This is a genomic window from Bradyrhizobium guangdongense (assembly GCF_006483445.1).
GTDB lineage: Bacteria > Pseudomonadota > Alphaproteobacteria > Rhizobiales > Xanthobacteraceae > Bradyrhizobium > Bradyrhizobium guangdongense_A.
In genome coordinates, this window is record NZ_PPPT01000157.1 from 19,404 (window position 1) to 37,738 (window position 18,335).

The 18,335-nt window shown below is 61.9% G+C and carries 17 protein-coding genes and 1 pseudogene; 3 read left to right on the forward strand and 15 right to left on the reverse strand.

The features are described 5' to 3' along the window. Position 1: 1 nt before the first annotated feature. The 10 genes from C2U70_RS22530 to C2U70_RS22575 form a co-directional block, all read right to left on the reverse strand. Positions 2-1,300, reverse strand: coding sequence for a hypothetical protein (locus C2U70_RS22530; protein ID WP_140980612.1), 1,299 nt, complete (start codon positions 1,298-1,300; stop codon positions 2-4). 200 nt (positions 1,301-1,500) lie between these two features. Next, the gene (locus C2U70_RS22535; protein ID WP_140980613.1) at positions 1,501-2,076 is read right to left on the reverse strand and encodes a cytochrome b/b6 domain-containing protein; all 576 of its coding nucleotides are present in this window, start codon (positions 2,074-2,076) and stop codon (positions 1,501-1,503) included. A gap of 23 nt (positions 2,077-2,099) precedes the next feature. Further along, a complete protein-coding gene (locus tag C2U70_RS22540; RefSeq protein ID WP_140980614.1) occupies positions 2,100-2,381 on the reverse strand; it encodes a PepSY domain-containing protein in 282 nt (93 codons plus the stop codon). Positions 2,382-2,647: 266 nt separating this feature from the next. Beyond that, positions 2,648-2,812, reverse strand: a complete 165-nt coding sequence (locus C2U70_RS22545) for a Flp family type IVb pilin (RefSeq protein WP_140980615.1) — start codon at positions 2,810-2,812, stop codon at positions 2,648-2,650. Between the two features lie 291 nt (positions 2,813-3,103). Next, on the reverse strand, positions 3,104-3,730 hold the full coding sequence (locus C2U70_RS22550) for a methyltransferase family protein (protein ID WP_140980616.1): 627 nt from the start codon (positions 3,728-3,730) through the stop codon (positions 3,104-3,106). A 31-nt stretch (positions 3,731-3,761) separates the two neighbouring features. Continuing rightward, positions 3,762-4,793 (reverse strand): NAD-dependent epimerase/dehydratase family protein, encoded by a 1,032-nt coding sequence (locus tag C2U70_RS22555; RefSeq protein ID WP_140980617.1) that lies wholly within the window; start codon positions 4,791-4,793, stop codon positions 3,762-3,764. A gap of 27 nt (positions 4,794-4,820) precedes the next feature. Then, the gene (locus C2U70_RS22560) at positions 4,821-5,339 is read right to left on the reverse strand and encodes a DUF962 domain-containing protein (protein WP_186294411.1); all 519 of its coding nucleotides are present in this window, start codon (positions 5,337-5,339) and stop codon (positions 4,821-4,823) included. A 174-nt stretch (positions 5,340-5,513) separates the two neighbouring features. Further along, the gene (locus C2U70_RS22565) at positions 5,514-6,206 is read right to left on the reverse strand and encodes an OmpA family protein (RefSeq protein WP_140980619.1); all 693 of its coding nucleotides are present in this window, start codon (positions 6,204-6,206) and stop codon (positions 5,514-5,516) included. After that, complete coding sequence (locus C2U70_RS22570; RefSeq protein WP_140980620.1) at positions 6,206-6,622, reverse strand: hypothetical protein; 417 nt, start codon at positions 6,620-6,622, stop codon at positions 6,206-6,208. The genes C2U70_RS22565 and C2U70_RS22570 overlap by 1 nt, the downstream gene beginning before the upstream one ends. Positions 6,623-6,814: 192 nt before the next feature. Continuing rightward, complete coding sequence (locus C2U70_RS22575) at positions 6,815-7,132, reverse strand: hypothetical protein (RefSeq protein ID WP_140980621.1); 318 nt, start codon at positions 7,130-7,132, stop codon at positions 6,815-6,817. A gap of 684 nt (positions 7,133-7,816) precedes the next feature. On the opposite strand from C2U70_RS22575, the gene C2U70_RS22580 reads away from it, so the two are divergent. Beyond that, positions 7,817-8,098 (forward strand): hypothetical protein, encoded by a 282-nt coding sequence (locus tag C2U70_RS22580; protein WP_140980622.1) that lies wholly within the window; start codon positions 7,817-7,819, stop codon positions 8,096-8,098. A gap of 42 nt (positions 8,099-8,140) precedes the next feature. Here the strand turns inward: C2U70_RS22580 and C2U70_RS22585 are convergent, their stop codons facing one another. Continuing rightward, a complete protein-coding gene (locus C2U70_RS22585; protein WP_140980623.1) occupies positions 8,141-10,750 on the reverse strand; it encodes an ATP-dependent helicase in 2,610 nt (869 codons plus the stop codon). A 265-nt stretch (positions 10,751-11,015) separates the two neighbouring features. Here C2U70_RS22585 and C2U70_RS22590 point away from each other — a divergent pair, with 265 nt between their 5' ends. After that, on the forward strand, positions 11,016-11,189 hold the full coding sequence (locus C2U70_RS22590) for a DUF1328 domain-containing protein (protein ID WP_140980624.1): 174 nt from the start codon (positions 11,016-11,018) through the stop codon (positions 11,187-11,189). 9 nt (positions 11,190-11,198) lie between these two features. On the opposite strand, the pseudogene C2U70_RS22595 reads toward C2U70_RS22590, so the two are convergent. Next, positions 11,199-11,705 (reverse strand): annotated as a pseudogene (locus C2U70_RS22595) (thioesterase family protein); the annotation flags it as partial. Positions 11,706-11,789: 84 nt separating this feature from the next. On the opposite strand from C2U70_RS22595, the gene C2U70_RS22600 reads away from it, so the two are divergent. After that, the gene (locus C2U70_RS22600; RefSeq protein WP_140980625.1) at positions 11,790-13,214 is read left to right on the forward strand and encodes an FAD-binding oxidoreductase; all 1,425 of its coding nucleotides are present in this window, start codon (positions 11,790-11,792) and stop codon (positions 13,212-13,214) included. 128 nt (positions 13,215-13,342) lie between these two features. Here C2U70_RS22600 and C2U70_RS22605 read toward each other — a convergent pair whose 3' ends face one another. From C2U70_RS22605 to C2U70_RS22615, 3 genes are read right to left on the reverse strand one after another with little or no spacing between them, the layout of a single operon-like run. Further along, positions 13,343-15,757 (reverse strand): patatin-like phospholipase family protein, encoded by a 2,415-nt coding sequence (locus tag C2U70_RS22605; protein ID WP_140980626.1) that lies wholly within the window; start codon positions 15,755-15,757, stop codon positions 13,343-13,345. Further along, a complete protein-coding gene (locus tag C2U70_RS22610; RefSeq protein ID WP_140980627.1) occupies positions 15,747-16,907 on the reverse strand; it encodes a hypothetical protein in 1,161 nt (386 codons plus the stop codon). Before C2U70_RS22610 ends, C2U70_RS22605 begins: the two co-directional genes overlap by 11 nt. Then, the gene (locus C2U70_RS22615; RefSeq protein ID WP_186294412.1) at positions 16,904-18,298 is read right to left on the reverse strand and encodes a metallophosphoesterase; all 1,395 of its coding nucleotides are present in this window, start codon (positions 18,296-18,298) and stop codon (positions 16,904-16,906) included. Before C2U70_RS22615 ends, C2U70_RS22610 begins: the two co-directional genes overlap by 4 nt. Positions 18,299-18,335: the final 37 nt, after the last annotated feature.

Sequence of the window (18,335 nt, forward strand, 5' to 3'; positions counted from 1 at the left end):
CTTACGGCTTCCTCGTCCAGACCGAGCCGTTCGACCAGCGGATCTGGTTCGGCGGCTGGAGCTGCGCGGTGTAAGTCTTGTCGTCAGGGAAGGAGATCTGGATCGTCGAGGCGTTCACGATCGAGCCCTGCGCGTTCACCCGATCGTAGTCGGACATGTCGACCTTGATCGCCGAGGGGCCTTCAGAGATCGCCGCGCTGCGGGCGCTGCCGTCGGTCCAGTTGCCGTTCAGGTCCATCACCGTGTTGATGATCTTGGTCCAGGTCGATCCGTTCGACCATCGGATGCGGTTCGGCGCGATGAGCTGGCCCGTATAGGTCCGGTCGTCGGGGAACGTCACGCTGATCGTCTGTGAGTCCTGGACCGTGCCGTGCGCGGTCGGGCGGCCGAAGGCCGACATGTTCACCGTGATGGCCTTCAGGTCCACCGAGATGACGGCGCTACGCGAAGAGCCGTCTGTCCAGTTGCCGTTGAGATTCGGCACCGTGCTGATCGTGTTCCAGTCCGGGGGGAAGCCGACCGGCCAGTTGTCGTTTCTGAAGATCTCGCAGCCGCTGCCGGCGGTGACGAGGTCGGCGAATTTTTGGCCGTGCCAGACCGCGCGGCAGAGCGAGGCGACGCGCTCGGGCTGTTGCGAATTCCAGCCCCACTCATATTCGTCGACATAGCTGTCGTGGCGGTCGGAGTCGGAATCGACCTTGACCACCTGGCAGGGCGCGTCGACCGACATGTAATAGTGCGACGTGATATCGGCGACCTGGAAATTGGCCGGCGTGTTGCTGACGGTGATTTCGGCGCCCATCGACCAATACTGCGTGATGGAGCTCTTCTTCCAGGCGTGGAAGGTCAGCCGTCCCTTGCCGAGGCGATATTCGACCGTCGAGCCGTCGTCGGAAGCCCAGCGTTCCGCACCGTTGACCATGCCGGTGAACTTCAGCGCGGGCGAGGCGAGAATGACGCCGCCGGGGGCTGTGTCGTCCATCACCTTGTCGAGGAAGTCGCGAAGATCGAATGTCTTGTCTCCGATCACGAGCGAGCCGGTCGACGACGAGATCGCATCGAGCACGGGATCACCGAAGGTCACGCCGCTGCGCGTGTACTGGCCCTTGCGCGCCATCGTTCCGCGCACGCCGCGGCCCGAGGCACGTCCGCCGAGTTCCTTCAGGTAGGCCGTGAACTCGTCATAGTTGGCGAACGAGAAGCGGCCCGGCGCAAGCGAGGCGTTGTGGGTCACGAGTTCCATGCTGCCATCCCTGCGGACGGTCGCGGCCTGCTTGATCGTGAGGAGGTCTTGAGACATCTGGGATTCTCCAAGCATCGCACGAGCGTCATCCGCGCTCGGATGGACGGCCGATCCGTCCACGCATCGGAGAATAGGCGCACGACGTCGCCGCGTTCGTGAGGTAGCTAACACAAGGAAAGAACACTCCGAGTTGAGTTCCATTTTTACAGATGTGGAACTCGCCGCGTGTCGGTCGCTGTGCTCGATGTGTCTGCGGATTATTTTCCGACGTGCCGCCGCTTGCGTCCGGTGATCATCGCGCGCGGCAAATTCTCGCGCTGGAGAATGCTCATCAGGATGGTGCCGAGCACGTGCACGATCACGAGCACGATCACCGCGTCGGACGCGTAGGTGTGGGTGTCCTCGACCCACCACACGCCGAAGAAGGTGACCGTGACAGCCATGGCACCTGTGACGGCGGAGACGGTGAGCGCGAGCAGCAGTGCGACCAGCATCGCGGCGCCCGCGGGGTTGAGCCCGAGATAGCGCCCAGTCTTGCCGTGACGCAGTCCCCAGAGATAGGACGGCGCGGAGCGCAGCCGCGGCATCAGTCGCTTGAAGCGGGAATAGCGCGAACCGAAGAAGCCCCATGCCAGCCGGAAGACCAGCAGCGCGATGACGGTGTAGCCCGCGATACGATGCAAGGTGTCGTAGACGGTCGGCGTGAACCAGGCGAGCAGCACGAAGAAGGCGAGCGCCCAGTGCCAGGCGCGCAACGGCCGGTCCCAGACCGGCACCGAATTGCGTGCCTCCGCACGATCAGGCTCAACCAGATCGGTGCGGAGGATTTTCATCGTGTCAGGCACGTCCGCTGCGATTACTTCGCGATGGTGTGCTTCAGGCTGAGATCTTCGGGGCTGTAGAACAGCTCGAACAGCTTGCCGCCCTTGACGCCGTACACTTCGTAGCAGGAGCCTTCGATCTTGGTGCGGCGGACTTCGTAGCCGGCGGCCTTCGCCTTGGCTTCAGCATCGTCCACCGACTTCCAGGACGCCTTGTCGAGCTTGGTGCAATTTTTGAAGCCGTCGGCCGACGCGGCGGTTGCGCTTAACACCACCATCGACACCACGAGCAGCGACTTCCCGACGAGGCCTTTCATCAACTTCTCCTTTTGAACAGTGCCGCACGACAGCGGCGGCTGGTCTGCTAGGAGACGACGGGGTGGGGAAAGTCAACAGCACGGGCGGGGACCGCTTCTTAGAGAACATCTAAGAAGCCGACGCCGCAGAAATTAGAGGATTTCTAACAAGGCGAAAATGTCAGGACGCAGCCGAACATAGCGCGTTTCCCCGCGCTGTGCGGCCTTACGTCTCATCGCGGCCTGCCGGATGCCCGCGAAGAAGCTCCGCAAGGCCGCCGGATTGCCTATTTGAGGCTGGCGCTGACCGAGTTGAACTTGTTGTTCAGCAGCACGGTGCCGAGATTGTTGACCGTCGCGATGATCGCGAGCGCGATGCCGGCTGCAATCAGACCGTACTCGATCGCGGTGGTCCCATTCTCATCGATCAGAAAACGCTTCAATACAGTCATCTGGGGTGCCCCTATCAAACACTGCCTTGTAGCGCGAACCGGCCTACGAATACGTAAAGCCGATTGATTCAACTTTTATAAACTATGAGGTCTTCCGTCCAGGCTAGGCGCAGGGGCGTGTTTCCCACGGGCAAGGGGAACGAGGTTGGCGCCTTTCTCCGTCAGTGCGAGCAAACGGGTCCGAGCGAAGCGTGCCCGATGACAGGCTCTCCGAAGCAATCCAGAATCCCGTCGCGGGGGCAGTCTGGATTGCTTCGCTGCGCTCGCAATGACGAGAATGACGAGTCCGCGTCAGCGCGGCGACAGAAAGGGGATGATCATCGGCACGCGGCGGCAATAGGCGCCATAGGCGTCCTCGCCGAGCTCCTTCGACAGGAAGACCTCCTCCATGCGCCCCTTCTGCCACATGCCGAAGGAGATCAGGATGGCGCCGAGGATCGCGGTCACGGTGCCGACCGCAATGCCGGTCGCGAGCATACCCGCGATCAGCCCGGTGTAGATGGGATGACGGACGATGCCGTAGGGCCCGGTGTCGATGACGCGGTGGTCTTCCTTGTGGGTGATGGTGTTGGACCAGAACTTTCCGAGATGCAGGCGTCCCCACCAGGTGAAGGAGATGCCGGCCAGCACGATCAGCGCGGCGACGTAGACGCCGGTCTCGCTGAAGACCCAGAGCGGCTTTTCACCCAGCACTTCTGCCGTCCAGGGCGTGAACAGGATGCCGCCGATCAGGATCGGCAGGCGATAGCGTTGCGATTCCAGCGTCATCACCTGCTTCTGGGTGCGGCCCTGCCAGAACGAGGCCCCGACCCAGCTTGCGAGCCAGGCGAGCCAGATCAGCGCCAGCAGTTTGGTCGGCCAGGTCGTGGTCCAACCGCCCCAGGCGATCGAGAGAAGCTTGCTGAAATCAAAGGACATGGGATGTTCTTAAACGGATCGCGGCGACAAGTCAGCCGGCGCGTGACGAGAGGGCGGGACGTTCGAGCCCGGCCGAGGCCGGCTGCGCACCCCGGGCGAGCAGATAGTTAATGGTGTCGCGCAGCACCGGTTCGATCGGGCGCGGGGTGTAGCCGAGCTCGGACCGCGCCTTCTCGATCGAGAGGTCGCTGGCATGGAGCGCGATGCGCACGCCTTCGCCGGTGCCGTCGGGCGCGCGGTGGGTGATGCGGTCGGCTAGATATTCGAGCATGGTCGCCGAAAGCTCGGCGAGCCGGCCGGGCACCTCGATCGGGCGCTGCCGGCGGCCGGAGATGGCTGACATCATGCGCAGGATCTCGCGCAGGCGCACGCATTCGCCGCCGAGGATGTAGCGCTGTCCGAGCCGTCCGCGCTCCATCGTCAGCACGAGGCCGGTGGCGACGTCGCGGACGTCGACGAGGTTGACCAGGAAGTTGATGTGCGGTTGCAGGCGTTGCTGCAGGAAGCGCCACAGCATCGCGGTCGGCGGCGTCAGATTGTGGTCCGTCGGGCCGATCGGCATGGTCGGCGTGCCGATCACGATCGGGAAGCCGGCAGCGGCGGCGCGGGCCACATGATGCTCGGCGAGCGCCTTCGAGCGCGTATAGGCGCCCGGCATCACGTCGGCCGGCTGCAGCGCCTCCTCGGCGCGCGCATTGCCGAGGTCGCAATAGGGGAACAGGATCGATTCTGTCGAACAGTGCAGGAAGCGCGACACGCCGCGCGCCTGCGCCGCCGCGAGCACGACCTCGGTGCCGCCGCAATTGACGTCGTGAAAATCCTGCTTGTTGGCGACCCACATGCCCGGCAGGCCGGCAAGGTGATAGACCTGCTCGACATCCACCAGCGCGCGGTCGACCGCGGCGCGGTCCAGCACCGATCCCTGTACGAAGCTGATGTCCGGATTGAGCGCGGTTGGGGACCTGACATCGAGAATGCGGACCTCATGCCCCCTGTCGTGGAGCGCCGCTACAAGATGCTGCCCGATGAAACCGCTGCCACCGGTAACGAGTACACGCGTCATGAATAAAGGTGCTGCTCCCAGAGAAGCCTAATGGGTTGAAAGCGAATTGGCCGGAACAGGCGCGAGGATCGCGGCAAGATCGCGACGAAATCCCAAAGCAATGAACAATTTTGCCATGACAAACATGGGTCCGAGAAAAAGATGGGATGGAAACGTGAACAGCGATGCCTCGCGGCCCTCGAACACCTTGTGACCGATGGTTTGCGCGGCGAGCCCGAGCGCGATCATCACGCCGCAGATCGCCCACATCGCAAGGAGGCTCGTCTGGTGGGCGATCGTGGTGGCGATCGAGAACAGGACCACCGAGGTCGCGAGGATGCCGACGCCGAGGGTAACGTCGAGCAGCAGCCAATAGATCAGCACCGGGAGCGCCAGGATCACGGCGAGGCTGACCTCGAAGCCGAACAGGGGGACGCTCACCAGCGTCAGCGGCATCACGGCGCCGGTGAACAGCAGGAGGATGCCGACCACGTGCATCGCCGTGTTCCGGGGATCGCGATGGTATTCGACGTAAACGGCAAGTTGGCGTTGAAAAAGGCCACCCATCTCGGTCTCGCGCGGCACTCAGGTTGGGAAGGGAAGATTGGAAAGCCTATAGCATCAGGAGGCCCCCCGCACAAACCGGCTCAATTGTCGCGCGACGCAGCGCAGCGTGGCGTGCATAGCAAACAAAAGGAACAATAATTCAAGAGGTTCCGCGTCGCACGCAGGATGCGAGGATTATCGCTTTTTGGCGGGCTTTTTCGCCGGCGCGGCCGGCTTGGCGGGCGTTGCCGGCTGCTCGTCCGGGATCCTCGCCAGCGTCATGATCTGCATCTGGCCGTTGACCGGCGAGGTGGGCTTTGCCCGCTCCAGGAACTGCTCCTCGCCGAGCCCGATCGACTGCAGGCGCTTGGCGGAAATCTTGAACGTGTTGACCAGCACGTCGCGGATCGCGTCCGCCCGCCGCTGACTCAGGATCGCATTGGCCTCGCGCGTCTTCGAATTGGACTCGACATGGCCCACGATCAGGAACGTGTAGGGCAGCAGCGAGGCGTGGACCAGCGCGTCCGCCAGTCGGCCGACGGTCTGGTATGACGCCGGCTGGATGATCGGCGTGTCGTCGTCGAACTGGATCGCCGCGTTGAACGCCGGCAGCTTGGCCAGATCGGGCGCGATCAGCGGACGGTTCACTGGCCCCGGATCGTTCTTGATCCGCGTCTTCGCCCGCTCCATCACCTGCTGCTTCAGCGCCGGCTGGTCGAACTCGGCGTCCTGTTCGTAGTGATTGAGTTTGGCGACGATGTCATCGCGGGTCGGCGGCGCCGTCTGCGCGTGCGCGGTCGCCGCGGCGAGCGTGAGCGCGACGGCGAGAGCTACGCGTGGGAAGCTGAGCCAAGTCCTGAGCCAAGTCCTGAGCCAAGCCGCGCGCATCAGCGATATCCCGCGTCGTCAACCGCCTTCAGGCAGTTGTTGCTGATGCCCTTGGGCGTCGAGATCAGGCAGGGGACCGACTTGGAGGTCTCCTTGGTCGAGCCGCCGCAGACCTTGACGATCTCGCGGCCGCAGGCGTTCGCGACCGTCACGCGCGCGGCGACCCGCTTCTGGATCGCGTCGAAGGCCGCGAGGTAGTCGTTCGAACATTGCGGCGTAAGCACATCCCGGTTGCGGGACAGGCATTCCTTCAGCCGGGTCGAATCCGGGTTCACGCCGCGGCAATTGGCGACGATTTCCGCGCCACAGCTCTTGGCGAGCATCCCGATCGAATCGCCAAAGCTCATCGTCTCGGCCACCGCCAGCGACGGCATGACCAATGCAAGCACGATGGATGTAACGAAGCCCCGGACCATGGCTGCATCTGATACGGGGAAGTTCGCGGTGGTCAAGGGCTGTGGATGGAAGATTTGTCGCCCATCGGCGCAGTGCGACGACTAGTCCTAGTCAAGGGCGATTAGTCTCGATCAGCAAGTGTAGTCTGGGAATGGACTTGCCATTGATCGATAAGGATTTTGGATTCCAATAAAGAACGGCGCCTCATAGCGCTATTTGGATTTAGAATTTCTGGTGAAAAGAAACCCAATGAGCGCAGTGACGACGATAGTCAAAATTTGGGAAGATGTCTTCAGCTTCTCCGCGTTTTCGCTGGCGAAGAAAATTCCGAGGCAGCCAAACGCGATAGTCCCGAGGATCGCGAGGCCAGCGCCAATGAGCATGGCCTCGCGATTGCTACGATCAACCGCTTCCTTAAACTTGATGAGCGCAGGTGTAGACAGCTTCTCTACGATCCGCTCCTGTCGCGTAACTGCCAAATCGGAGCTGGTTGTTCTCAGATCCGGCTGCTGTTCGACACGAGTGTCCATATGCGCTCCTAATTCAGAAGCAGTAGATTGCGACTAGAGGCCTACAAATTCCCGCTCGCGACGGATATTTGTATCCCTATCTTCCTCCCATGCACCAACGTGCATCCCTGCCGCCTTCGCAGCATCAGCCATGGTAAGAAATTCAAGAGCCGTACGAAGCACGTCTGCCTTTGTCATTCCTCGTTCCTTAGCGAGCCGTTCTACGACATCATTCAACCTTTCACTCAGGTCTAGAGTGAGACGCGTGCGAGCTACTTCGTTCGGATCGCCGCTTTGTCCAACGTTCTTTACAGTCGCCACTGTAGTTCCTCCTAAAAGCAAGGGAAAATGGACTCAGTTGCCCTCCTGAACGTCCAATTTCGAGCAGTAGTTTTACGAGTCGAGCATCCTTGCTTTGGAATGGCTCATAAAATTCCGGTTATGCGAAACCGTGATACTCTTCGCCTTCTTTGCTTTCTTGGCCATGTTGCCCTCCGATGTGTGAGATGGCTTTAAATCGCTGCGATGATCTGGGGATCAAATCATCTGCCGGGATAATAGTATTTATATGCCGCTTGTCAACCGATATAAAGTAATATATATGCCATCAAGGCATAAAATTTATGCCATAAGGTGTGTGCGTGTGGTAGCGTTTTGTTCCGAGGGGTGTGCTTATCGGCCTTAGGGAAGAAGGGAGGGCTCTCAATGTTTCTTCCTACGTACGACACCAGGCTACAACTTGAACTGAGCAAGTCCGCACACGGTCCGCGCGTAAACGAGATCGTTGCACAATTCTTCGAGATCGTGCTGACGCTCTGTCTCGATCTGCCCGACGAACTCGATGACAACGAGCGGATTCTTCTGAGTTGGCTCTCGAGCTTACGTAGCGGGACTCTCGTGGTGGTCGCGCCACCCTACAAACTTCACTTTCGCCGTGACGCGGCGTTCCCGATTTTTATTCTTCACCGCGTGGAATATCCCCACTGACACATTAGCTCGCCGAGCTAAGCGCAAATACGCACCCCTGTTCTAGGAGATCCTCTGCACAAAGCTGTCCACGACCTTCTTCTCTCCGGCCTTGTCGAAGGCGATGGTGAGCTTGTTGCCGTCGATCTTGACCACGCGGCCGTAGCCGAATTTTTGGTGGAAGACGCGGTCATCCAGCGCGAATTCCGAGGTCGTGCCGGTCGATTTGGCGACCAGCTCGCCCTCGATGGTCATGGGACCGCGGCGGCGCGAGCCAAAACTGCTGCCGAAGTCGGGCGAGGATGAAAACGGCGAGGCCTCTTCCGAAAAGCCGCCGCGTCCGCCGCCACCCCGGCCACTATTGCTGCCGCCCTGGCCGCCGCTTCCGCCACCGCGGTTGCGATTGGCCTGCGCCCGCTGCCAGCCCGGCGTCGTGTAGCTGGAGCCAAACGCCTCCATGTCGTCGAAGCGCGAGGCGCCATAGCCGCCGGTGCCGCCCCAGGCTGAGCCGCCCTTGGATTCCGTGATCTCGACATTGGCGGTTGGCAGTTCGTCGAGGAAGCGGGACGGGATCGTGGTCGACCAGGTGCCGTGGATCCGGCGGTTGGTCGCGAAATACAGTTTTGCGCGCCGCCGGGCCCGGGTCAGGCCGACATGGGCGAGCCGACGTTCTTCCTCCAGCCCCGCGCGGCCCTGTTCGTCCAGGGTGCGCTGGCTCGGGAACAGGCCCTCTTCCCAGCCGGGCAGGAACACGTTGTCGAATTCGAGCCCTTTGGCCGAATGCAAGGTCATCAGCGAGACCGCGTCCTCCTCGGAGCCGCCGTCGCGGTCCATCACCAGCGCGATGTGCTCGAGGAAACCCTGCAGGTTCTCGAACTCCTCCATGGAGCGGACGAGCTCTTTCAGGTTCTCCAGCCGGCCGGCGGCATCCGCCGAACGGTCCTTCTGCCACATCTCGGTATAGCCGCTCTCGTCCAGCACGATCTGGGCGAGATCCGTGTGGGCGGTGACCTCGCGCTGGGCGCGCCAGCGGTCGAATTGCGTCACGACTTCGCGCAAGGAGCCGCGCGCCTTCGGCTTCAACTCGTCGGTCTCGATCACGGCGCGCGCCGCCTCGAACAGGGGAATGCGGCGCTTGCGCGCATGGTCGTGCAGCATCTGCACGGTGGCATCGCCCAGCCCGCGCTTGGGCACGTTGACGATGCGCTCGAAGGCAAGGTCGTCGGCCGGCGAGTTGATGACGCGCAAATACGCCAGCGCATCGCGGATTTCGGCGCGCTCGTAGAAGCGTGGTCCGCCGATCACGCGATAGGGCAGGCCGAGCGTGACGAAGCGGTCTTCGAACTCGCGCATCTGATAGGACGCGCGCACGAGAATCGCGACCTCGTTGAGCTTGTCGCCCATGCGCTGGATTTGCTCGATCTCCTCGCCGATCGCGCGGGCCTCTTCTTCCGAATCCCAGGCACCGGTGACGGTGACCTTCTCGCCGTCCTCGTCCTCGGTGCGCAGCGTCTTGCCGAGCCGTCCCTCATTATGCGCGATCAGATGCGAGGCGGCGGCGAGGATGTGGCCGGTCGAGCGATAATTGCGCTCCAGGCGAATGACCTTTGCGCCGGGGAAGTCGTGTTCGAAGCGCAGGATGTTGTCGACCTCCGCACCGCGCCAGCCATAGATCGACTGGTCGTCGTCGCCGACGCAGCAGATGTTTTTCATCTTCTCCCTCTCCCCGTCCTTCACGGGGAGAGGGTTGGGGTGAGGGGCTCTCTCCACGAACTCAGTGCTTGGAGAGTCCCCCTCACCCGCATCGCTTTGCGATGCGACCTCTCCCCGCACGCGGGGAGAGGTGGAAGAAGGCGCCTGCGACAACAGCCGCAGCCACAGATACTGCGCAACGTTGGTGTCCTGATATTCGTCGACGAGGATGAATTTGAAGCGCTGCTGATACTGCCGCAGGATATCCGGGTGCTCGCGGAAGATGCGGATGTCTTCCAGCAGCAGGTCGCCGAAATCGGCCGCGTTCAGGATCTTCAGCCGTTCCTGATAGCTCGCATAGAGCTTGCCGCCCTTGCCGTTGGCGAACATCGCGGCTTCGCCCGAGGGCACCTGCGACGGCGCCAGGCCGCGGTTCTTCCAGCCGTCGATCAGGCCGGCGAGCATGCGCGCGGGCCAGCGCTTGTCGTCGATGTTCTCGGCCTGCAGCAACTGCTTCAACAGCCGCACCTGGTCGTCGGTGTCGAGCACGGTGAAATTGGATTTGAGCTGCGCGAGCTCGGCATGGGTGCGCAGGATGCGGCCGCCGATGGAGTGGAAGGTGCCGAGCCACGGCATGCCCTCGACCGCCTGTCCCAGCATCTGGCCGAGGCGGTGCTTCATCTCGCGCGCGGCCTTGTTGGTGAAGGTCACCGACAGGATCTCGCCGGGACGCGCGCGGCCCTGGCTCAGGATGTGCGCGATGCGCGTCGTCAGCACGCGCGTCTTGCCGGTGCCTGCGCCCGCCAGCACCAGCACCGGTCCGTCCAGCGTCTCGACCGCCTCGCGCTGCTCGGGATTGAGGCCGGTGAGATATTTCGGGCCCACCGAGGCGCGTGCGCGCGCAGCGATGCCGCCGGCCGCGGGATGGTGGTCGGGTACGCTGTGATTGGTGATCTTGTTCGGCTCGGTCATGCGAATCATCGGCCCCACGATGGCACCGCGGGGGTGTGGAAGGGAGCCTTCTTAGCAGGGATTACCGCCTATATGGGGCGGCGGAGAGGGGTTTTACAGACTTATCCGGCCGCGCTTTCCCGCATGAAGGGCGAAATTTGTTCCTGCGGCCGCCCGCAATTTCCCCCACGTCGGGGCCGGAACCATCGTTCTGCAATCGAGATTGTCTGTGCAAGCGAGGCGTGACCTTCCGGGCGCGCCGATCGCAAGGCCAATCGAGACAGAGGTTTTCACCATGCTAGGCTGGGTTGTGACGTTTCTCGTCATCGCGCTGATCGCCGGTCTTCTCGGCTTCGGCGGTATCGCCGGTGCTTCGATCGAAATCGCCAAGATCATCTTCTTCATCGCGATCGTGCTGTTCCTGGTCGCGGCCGTGGTCGGACTGGCACGCGGACGCACCAGGATATAGAGCAGCTTGCCGCTTCGAGGGCATCGCGATGTTCCGGCCGATGCCCTCGGGCCGAGCTACGGCGCTGTGGGCCGCGATGACGCCGGCAATGCGCTCGCGAATGTCTGGCGGGAAGGGCGCGACCTTGCGCGAGCTCATGTCGATGTGAAGCGACATGTTTTCGGAGGTGGCGGAGACCCATCCTTCGGTTGCATGCCGCAGCTCCTGGAACGTGTGCAGCCGCTTCTCGTCGGCCTCCAGCAGAATGACCGACACCTGCACGGGATCGCCGAGGTGGATCTCACGCAGATACCGCACGTGGCATTCGGCGGTGAAGGTCGAGCCGCCGCGCTCCTTCATATAGGTCGGCCCGATCCCGAGCTTGAGCCAGAGCTGGTCGATCGCCCGGTCGAACATCACGTTGTAATAGGCCATGTTGAGATGGCCGTTGTAGTCGATCCATTGCGGCTCGATCTGCATGATCGACGAGCGGAATGGCTCTGGCTTGGTGGTGGAATCGGCGGCGGTATCAGTCATTCTTTCCTTCCTGCCATGCGTCCGATCCCTTGACTTGACCGGCCATATATCCTTTGCCACGGTCTCCTTTCGGGAGGAATTTCCTTGGCTACGACAATCACCAATAATCCGCCGCGGCCGGCGCCGAAAGCCCTCGCAAGCGCGCTCGAGCAGCTCGCCGCACGCTTCGGCAACCGTCTCATCACCTCGCAGGCGGTGCGCGAACAGCACGGCCACACCACGACCTGGCTGCCCAACCAGCCGCCGGACGGGGTCGTCATGGCGCAGGAGACCAGGGACATCCAGGACGTGGTCCGGATCTGCGCCAGGAATGGCGTGCCGGTCATTCCCTTCGGCACGGGAACCTCGCTCGAGGGCCAGGTCAACGCACCCGCCGGCGGTATCTGCATCGACCTGCGCGACATGAACAAGGTGCTGGCGGTGCATGCCGAGGACCTCGACTGCGTGATCGAGCCCGGCGTCACCCGCAAGGCGCTCAACGAGCATCTGCGCGACCAGGGCTTGTTCTTCCCGATCGATCCCGGCGCCGACGCATCCCTCGGCGGCATGGCCTCGACGCGTGCGTCCGGCACCAATGCGGTACGCTACGGCACGATCCGCGAGAGCGTGCTCGCGTTGAAGGTCGTGCGCGGTGACGGCGAGATCATCACGACGGGTACGCGCGCGAAAAAGTCATCGGCAGGCTACGACCTGACGCATCTCTTCGTCGGCGCCGAGGGCACGCTCGGCATCATCTCGGAATTGACGATCCGCCTGCGCGGTATCCCTGAGACGATCGCGGCCGGCGCGGTGTCCTTTGAGACCGTGCATGGCGCCTGCCAGGCGGTCATCCTGGCGATCCAGACCGGCATTCCCGTGGCGCGCATCGAGCTGCTCAATGCGGAGCAGGTGCGGGCCTGCAATTCCTACTCGAAGCTGACGCTGCCGGAGACGCCGCTGCTGCTGCTCGAATTCCACGGCAGCGAGGTCGAGGTCGCCGAGCAGTCCAAGGCGTTCGCCGAGATCGCAAAGGACTGCGGTGGCGGCGACTTCTCCTGGACCACCAAGCCGGAAGATCGCACCAAGTTGTGGCAGGCGCGGCACGACGCCTATTGGTCGGTGAAGGCGCTGCGGCCCGGTGACAGCATCGGCGTGGTCGCAACCGACGTCTGTGTGCCGATCTCGCGCCTCGCCGATTGCGTCACCGAGACCGAGGACGATCTGAAGCGGCTCAATCTGATGTCGCCGATCGTCGGCCATGTCGGCGACGGCAATTTCCACTGCTCGCTGCTGTGCGACACCAACGACGCCGACGAGATGGCGCGCGGCGAAGAGTTCATGCATCGCCTGGTCGAGCGCGCGCAGGCGATGGACGGCACCTGCACCGGCGAGCACGGCATCGGCCAGGGCAAGCAGAAATATCTCAAGGCCGAGCTCGGCCCCGAAGCGCTCGAAGCGATGCGCGCGCTGAAGAAAGCGCTCGATCCCCAGAACATCCTCAACCCCGGCAAGATCGTACCGGCGGAGTAGTCGGTGCCCATCGCCGCGTTCAAGGTGCCGACGTTTCGGGACTGGGGAGTCCCGGAGCGTGCGCTGCGCCGCGATCCCGTCTCTTCGTGTCGAGAAATCCGCCGCATGGAATGCGAGGTCTTTTGCGATCAGGCCGCCTTCGGCCTGGGATAAGGCAGACGCAATGGCTGGGTGCGGGGCTTTCTCTCGAATTGATCGGCAAGCGCGCTATCGCAAATCAAATAGCCGAGATTGATCAGGTCAAGCTTGTCCACCTCATCCATCTTCGCAAAGCGCGTGGGCAATGCGGCAAGTTCGGCGGCGCGCTTGGTGTCGAAGCCTCTGCCGTACTCGGCGATGTTGCGAATGGACCAATAGGCGCCGTTCCGCGTTCGCGACAGGAATGCGTCTATGACCTGGCGTCGGCGCAGGATACGCAACTGATGATCAATCACTTCGACCGTGCGGATAGCCTGTCTGGCCCAGTCTGTATCCGGCTCCGGGTCGTCGGCCGACTCGACTGCGCCATCGCAAATGAAGATGGTTTGATGGCGCCGCCAGGCTGCCTCGAGTCCCAAATTGTCGATAATGCTGCCCGTCGCGAGGTACACGCGTTCGCGGAAGCGGGCGTCCGTCGTCTCCGGCGGCTCCCATTTCGCATTCTCCAACTTCAGGATCAGAGGCGAAAGCACGGGTGGCAGTGCGTTGGATGCCGCCACCGCAGTGGCAAGCTTCACTGTAGGGATACGGATCAGGCCGGTATTGATATCGCCAATATAGGCCTTGGAAAAGCGGAAGAGCGATACGCGTTGCAGATTTGTGGCGCTCAAGACAACGACGGGTTCGTCCGGCAGGTCCTGAAGCGTCCGATTTCCGAACAGGAACTGCAACTTGTCCGCCATGAGATCGGCCGCGTTTGACCAGGGCGTTGCGAGACCGAGCAGGATCGAGCTCACGTCGATGTTGGAATCGGCAAACTGGAGCAGCGGACGGACGATTATGTCGGCGAAGTTGGTCGCCACGCCCCCGTCGAAGCTGAGATCCTTCCAGTGCAGGCCGAGAAAACCCGCTACGACCGCGCCGCCGGCGACGCCCGAGATGCGTCCGACCTGCGCGAGATATCCGAGCTCGTTGAGCCGCCAGACGGCGCCGAGATCAAACAACATGGCCCGGTAGCCTCCTCCCGAGAGGCACACCGCTATGTCTTTGCCCGGCAGTGATGGTGTTTCCTCGAACTCTACGTGCTGAGAAAGCACAGGGGAAGACGATCTCGTCTGCTCGCGCCGAGACTTCCAGTTCCACAGTACAAGGCCGACGGTGTCGTGGCCGATTCCAAAGCAGGGCACGAGATTGCCGAAGCCGTCGACGACATTGATAGGCTTCAACAGGCCTGCGGCGAGCAGGCTCGCCGTCGTGCGGTCGAAGTCCAGTAGCGAGCTTGCAAGCCGATCCTTGAGTTCGGAGACGGCCTTGATGTCCGTTGTCACGGTGCCGTCCGGCTGACGGCGGATTAACTCACAAAGCGCCTCCTTCCATCGGCCCGCTTCTTGCTCTGCGGTTACCGGCGCGAGGCCAGAGGCGGTTCCCTGGTCGTAGAGGGCCTTCTGAACAAAGCGCTCGATCGACCCTTCGACGTCTCCAAGTTCGGCCAGATCGGCCCGAGTGATGACGTTGGCGTTGCGCGAACGCATGAGCCCGTAGAGTTCGTTGAAGGCAATCTGAAGCGCGCCGAGTCGTCCGAGCGGGGCGTGGCTCAGTTGGCCGATGGCGGCCTCGACGACGCCATCCTCGATTGAAAAACCATGCTGCTCCGAGGGCCGAAGCAGCGCTTCCTTGATCTGCCCCTTGTCCAGTTCGCTAAGGTAGTAGTCGCCGATAGCCGATCCTGTCAGACCAAGGGGCAGATGTGAGACGAAACGGCCTAGATATTCGGTGCGCAGCGACACGAGCACTTTCATCGCAAATTGTGCCAGCGAGAATTCGGATAGAAAATCGAAGAACAAGTCTCTCTGCGGTGAGTCGAGCGCCGGATTGGTCAGCGTGAGGACCTCCTCACCCTGGTCGATGATCAAGACAAGCGTTTCGGGAATGATAAGGCTGAGCCGTTCCAGCACTTCCATGAGCGTGCGCGGTTGGCGGCTTGCGGCGCGGACGAAGGCGGCGGCTTCCTTCTCTTCGGGATTGGGCAGGGCCGAGCGCAGGTTCAATGTCCGCGAACCAGCCGGCGTTTCGACCGTGATTTCGTTCGACGTGAATTCGAATATCGCGTTTGCAAGCTTGGCGAGGGGATCGGCGGTACAACTGATAAAGACATCCCGGCTCTTGCCTCTCCGAGCGAACGCGATGCGGGTGTCTTCCTGTTCGAGGAACGGGATGATGCCGGCACGCAGGAAGGATGATTTTCCGCAACCCGTGAGTCCATGTAGAACCAGAATTCGCGTGCTGCGGTCGGCCAATTTGGCGCCGCAGCGGCGTATGTCGCGATCGCGTCCTGCGAAACGCACAGCGTCGTCTTCCGTATAGGATGACAGGCCTTTGTAGGGGGATAGTGCCTCAGACGCCATCGACGACCTCCAGGCGGCCGGAGCCGATGATGCCGGTTGAATAGTTGTCTTCGACGTCGCTCACGTCCGGGACATCGGCTTGCAGCATCCGGAAACTCGGATGAGCGTAGATCGCATAGATCAGGCTGAGCGGAAAATGGTCGCGGTAAAGACGGTGCATGGCCTCGCCGAGCGTCACGCCATCACGAAACAGGAGATGAAGGAGCGATGTACTGAAGCGCAGTGCGAACACGTCGGGGACGTCAGTCTCCGTCCCGATAAAGCCGACAAGTCCCGTTGTGCTGGACGGCAACAGGAACGTGCCGCGGGCATCTCCGGCCCCTGTCCGGCAACCATTGATGAAGATGAGACAGCCAGCGTCGGCCTCGCGTTTCGTGCCGGCGAGCAGCACCAGCAACCGGGTTGCGGTGATTGTTTCATCGGTCCCGATGGCAAGCTTGTTGGGGCTCGCGTGGCAGTAGAAGTAGAGCAAGCCGATCGTCGAGGCGTTCGCGCGCCATGCCTGCTCGAGTGAGGCGGCGGTGTTGACTGGCCTGCCATAACGCTGGTCTATCCAATCGAAGAAGCCGCGTTCGTGCTCTGACGTGACCTGTTCTCTTGCCTTGTCGAACACTGTTTGATGAGCCACGCGTAGGACCGCCAGTGACGAGGCGTTTCCGATCTGGTCAGGTCGTATGCCGATGTGGCGGACCGTTGCGTCATGCGCGAAGCACCAGAAGTCACCGTAGAGTTCCCAGCGCTTCGGTGCGGCGACCCCCTGCCAGTCTTCCGGAAGCAACTCGGGATCGGCTGGGTAGATCAAGCCCCAGGGAACCAGAACATTCTCCGACACGCGGAATTCGAGGCGGAACGGTTCGGCCAGGTTCGCATAGTGAGCCTTGACGCGACGCGCGTCTTCCTCTCCTCCGATCTGGATGAACAAAACCTCGTAAAGCTGTCGTCCCTTTCGAGCGAGTTTCTTGAGGATTGGCGCAGCCGTATCGATTCCCGACTTCAGACAGTGATTGACGAGCTCCAGCAGGGCGCTGCGGATCTCTTCCGCGGATTCGTCCACCGCCTGCCGGCTGATAGTGTACGGGGTCCATTCGCTCCAAACGACGCGGAGCTGACCGGCGACGTGTTCGCTGATCTCGACGTAGACGGTCTTCACTCTCTTGCCCTCTCGCGCCACAGCTCCATTGTTGCCGTCGCCTCTCCCGGCTTCACCAGCACATAGCGGAGCGAGTAAGGAAAGGTCTCGTACGATCTCTGTTGCAGGATGCGCCATGGGCGCGACGGCTCCTCCTCGGCAAACCGGTAGTAGCGCGTCCAAGAGCCCGTGTTGAAATAAGTCAAGCCATGCTGCACACGTTGGAAGGATTCATGCGTGTGTCCCATCACAACGGTGTTGATGCCGCCGATCGCGGCATTGGTGGCGCCGTCGTAAAGATCTTCGGTCTCGTTGACGCTGTAGGCTTCCTTCAGACTCAACGTGCCGGGTTCGGCGCCGAGCAGCGCTGGGTCGCGTTCGCCCAGGCTCGCAACGAGAGCCGGCTTGCGGGCGAGGTGTTCCAAGAGCAGCGCGACCGCGGCCGGATCGTCAGCGAGGAAGTCGAGCGAGGTATCGAGCGCGAAGCCACTGGCTTGTAGCGCCTTGGCGAGCTCGTCGCGTTCCGGATCGGTCGCGGACTTGATCCACCTCACGACCGGATTGGATTGGTCGATGTTTGCTGGAGGATCAATCCCAAGCAGATCGTCCGAACGTGTGAAGGCAGTGTTCGTGACGAAGCCCAGCATTTTGGCAACGGCAACTGCGGCATCGAGCGGTCCCCAGCCGAGCGTCAGGGCTGAGGCTCCGAAGATGCGCAGGAAGCGCGAGAATGGTTTCACGTTGTCGACGTAAGGATAGCGCGCATCCAAGCCGTTCAAAAATCGGATGAGAAAGCGCGTTCCGACGCACTCGACGAGCCGGTGCTCGCCATCCGCGGAAGCCAGGATCGGAGGCTCGTCCGCGCTCCAGTGCTCGTGACCGTTGACGTGGAATGAGTTGACCTTGTCGTAGTGATGACCATGCTCGATTAGCAGCCATTCCAGCCCCGCTGGTCGATATCCACGATCAAGGCAAAACCGGATCTGATTGGAATCGGCGCGCAGGCCCAACCTTTCAACGATGCGGGATCGGACGGCTGGCCAGAAGAAATCAGGGTCGTGATTCCCTGGAAGGATGGTCAGGTGGCGGCTCTGTCTTGCCAGAAACTGCTTCAGAGCGTCGAACGTTCTTGGATGAGCGCGTTCGATACTGGCGAGTTTCTCGAGCGATTGAGCTTGAGTGAAGCAAAGCGGAATTCCGTCAATTGTTTCCGCTTCCAGCGCGGAACCTTCCCAGGGAGATGCCTGCACGAAATCCAAGAAGTCGCCGTTGATAACAAGTTCAGCCGGCCCCTGGAGATTTCCGAACCAATCAAGGAATTCGACGAGCTGTGCCTCGAGCTCATCATCGAAGTCATCAAGCAGTCCATCACTGATGTGAAGATCGCTGATAATGGCGAGCGAACGGTGCATCTCAATATCTGCCCGCACGGCGCTGTAAGGTCGCCGG

What these genes read in the sequence shown, in the direction of transcription:
- C2U70_RS22555 (WP_140980617.1), bottom strand. Translation starts at nt 4,793, where the DNA reads ATGACGCGTGTACTCGTTACCGGTGGCAGCGGTTTCATCGGGCAGCAT.
- C2U70_RS22605 (WP_140980626.1), bottom strand. Translation starts at nt 15,757, where the DNA reads ATGGCGTCTGAGGCACTATCCCCCTACAAAGGCCTGTCATCCTATACG.
- C2U70_RS22565 (WP_140980619.1), bottom strand. Translation starts at nt 6,206, where the DNA reads ATGCGCGCGGCTTGGCTCAGGACTTGGCTCAGGACTTGGCTCAGCTTC.
- C2U70_RS22540 (WP_140980614.1), bottom strand. Translation starts at nt 2,381, where the DNA reads ATGAAAGGCCTCGTCGGGAAGTCGCTGCTCGTGGTGTCGATGGTGGTG.
- C2U70_RS22615 (WP_186294412.1), bottom strand. Translation starts at nt 18,298, where the DNA reads ATGCACCGTTCGCTCGCCATTATCAGCGATCTTCACATCAGTGATGGA.
- C2U70_RS22585 (WP_140980623.1), bottom strand. Translation starts at nt 10,750, where the DNA reads ATGATTCGCATGACCGAGCCGAACAAGATCACCAATCACAGCGTACCC.
- C2U70_RS22550 (WP_140980616.1), bottom strand. Translation starts at nt 3,730, where the DNA reads ATGTCCTTTGATTTCAGCAAGCTTCTCTCGATCGCCTGGGGCGGTTGG.
- C2U70_RS22590 (WP_140980624.1), top strand. Translation starts at nt 11,016, where the DNA reads ATGCTAGGCTGGGTTGTGACGTTTCTCGTCATCGCGCTGATCGCCGGT.
- C2U70_RS22545 (WP_140980615.1), bottom strand. Translation starts at nt 2,812, where the DNA reads ATGACTGTATTGAAGCGTTTTCTGATCGATGAGAATGGGACCACCGCG.
- C2U70_RS22580 (WP_140980622.1), top strand. Translation starts at nt 7,817, where the DNA reads ATGTTTCTTCCTACGTACGACACCAGGCTACAACTTGAACTGAGCAAG.
- C2U70_RS22575 (WP_140980621.1), bottom strand. Translation starts at nt 7,132, where the DNA reads ATGGACACTCGTGTCGAACAGCAGCCGGATCTGAGAACAACCAGCTCC.
- C2U70_RS22530 (WP_140980612.1), bottom strand. Translation starts at nt 1,300, where the DNA reads ATGTCTCAAGACCTCCTCACGATCAAGCAGGCCGCGACCGTCCGCAGG.
- C2U70_RS22560 (WP_186294411.1), bottom strand. Translation starts at nt 5,339, where the DNA reads ATGGGTGGCCTTTTTCAACGCCAACTTGCCGTTTACGTCGAATACCAT.
- C2U70_RS22535 (WP_140980613.1), bottom strand. Translation starts at nt 2,076, where the DNA reads ATGAAAATCCTCCGCACCGATCTGGTTGAGCCTGATCGTGCGGAGGCA.
- C2U70_RS22570 (WP_140980620.1), bottom strand. Translation starts at nt 6,622, where the DNA reads ATGGTCCGGGGCTTCGTTACATCCATCGTGCTTGCATTGGTCATGCCG.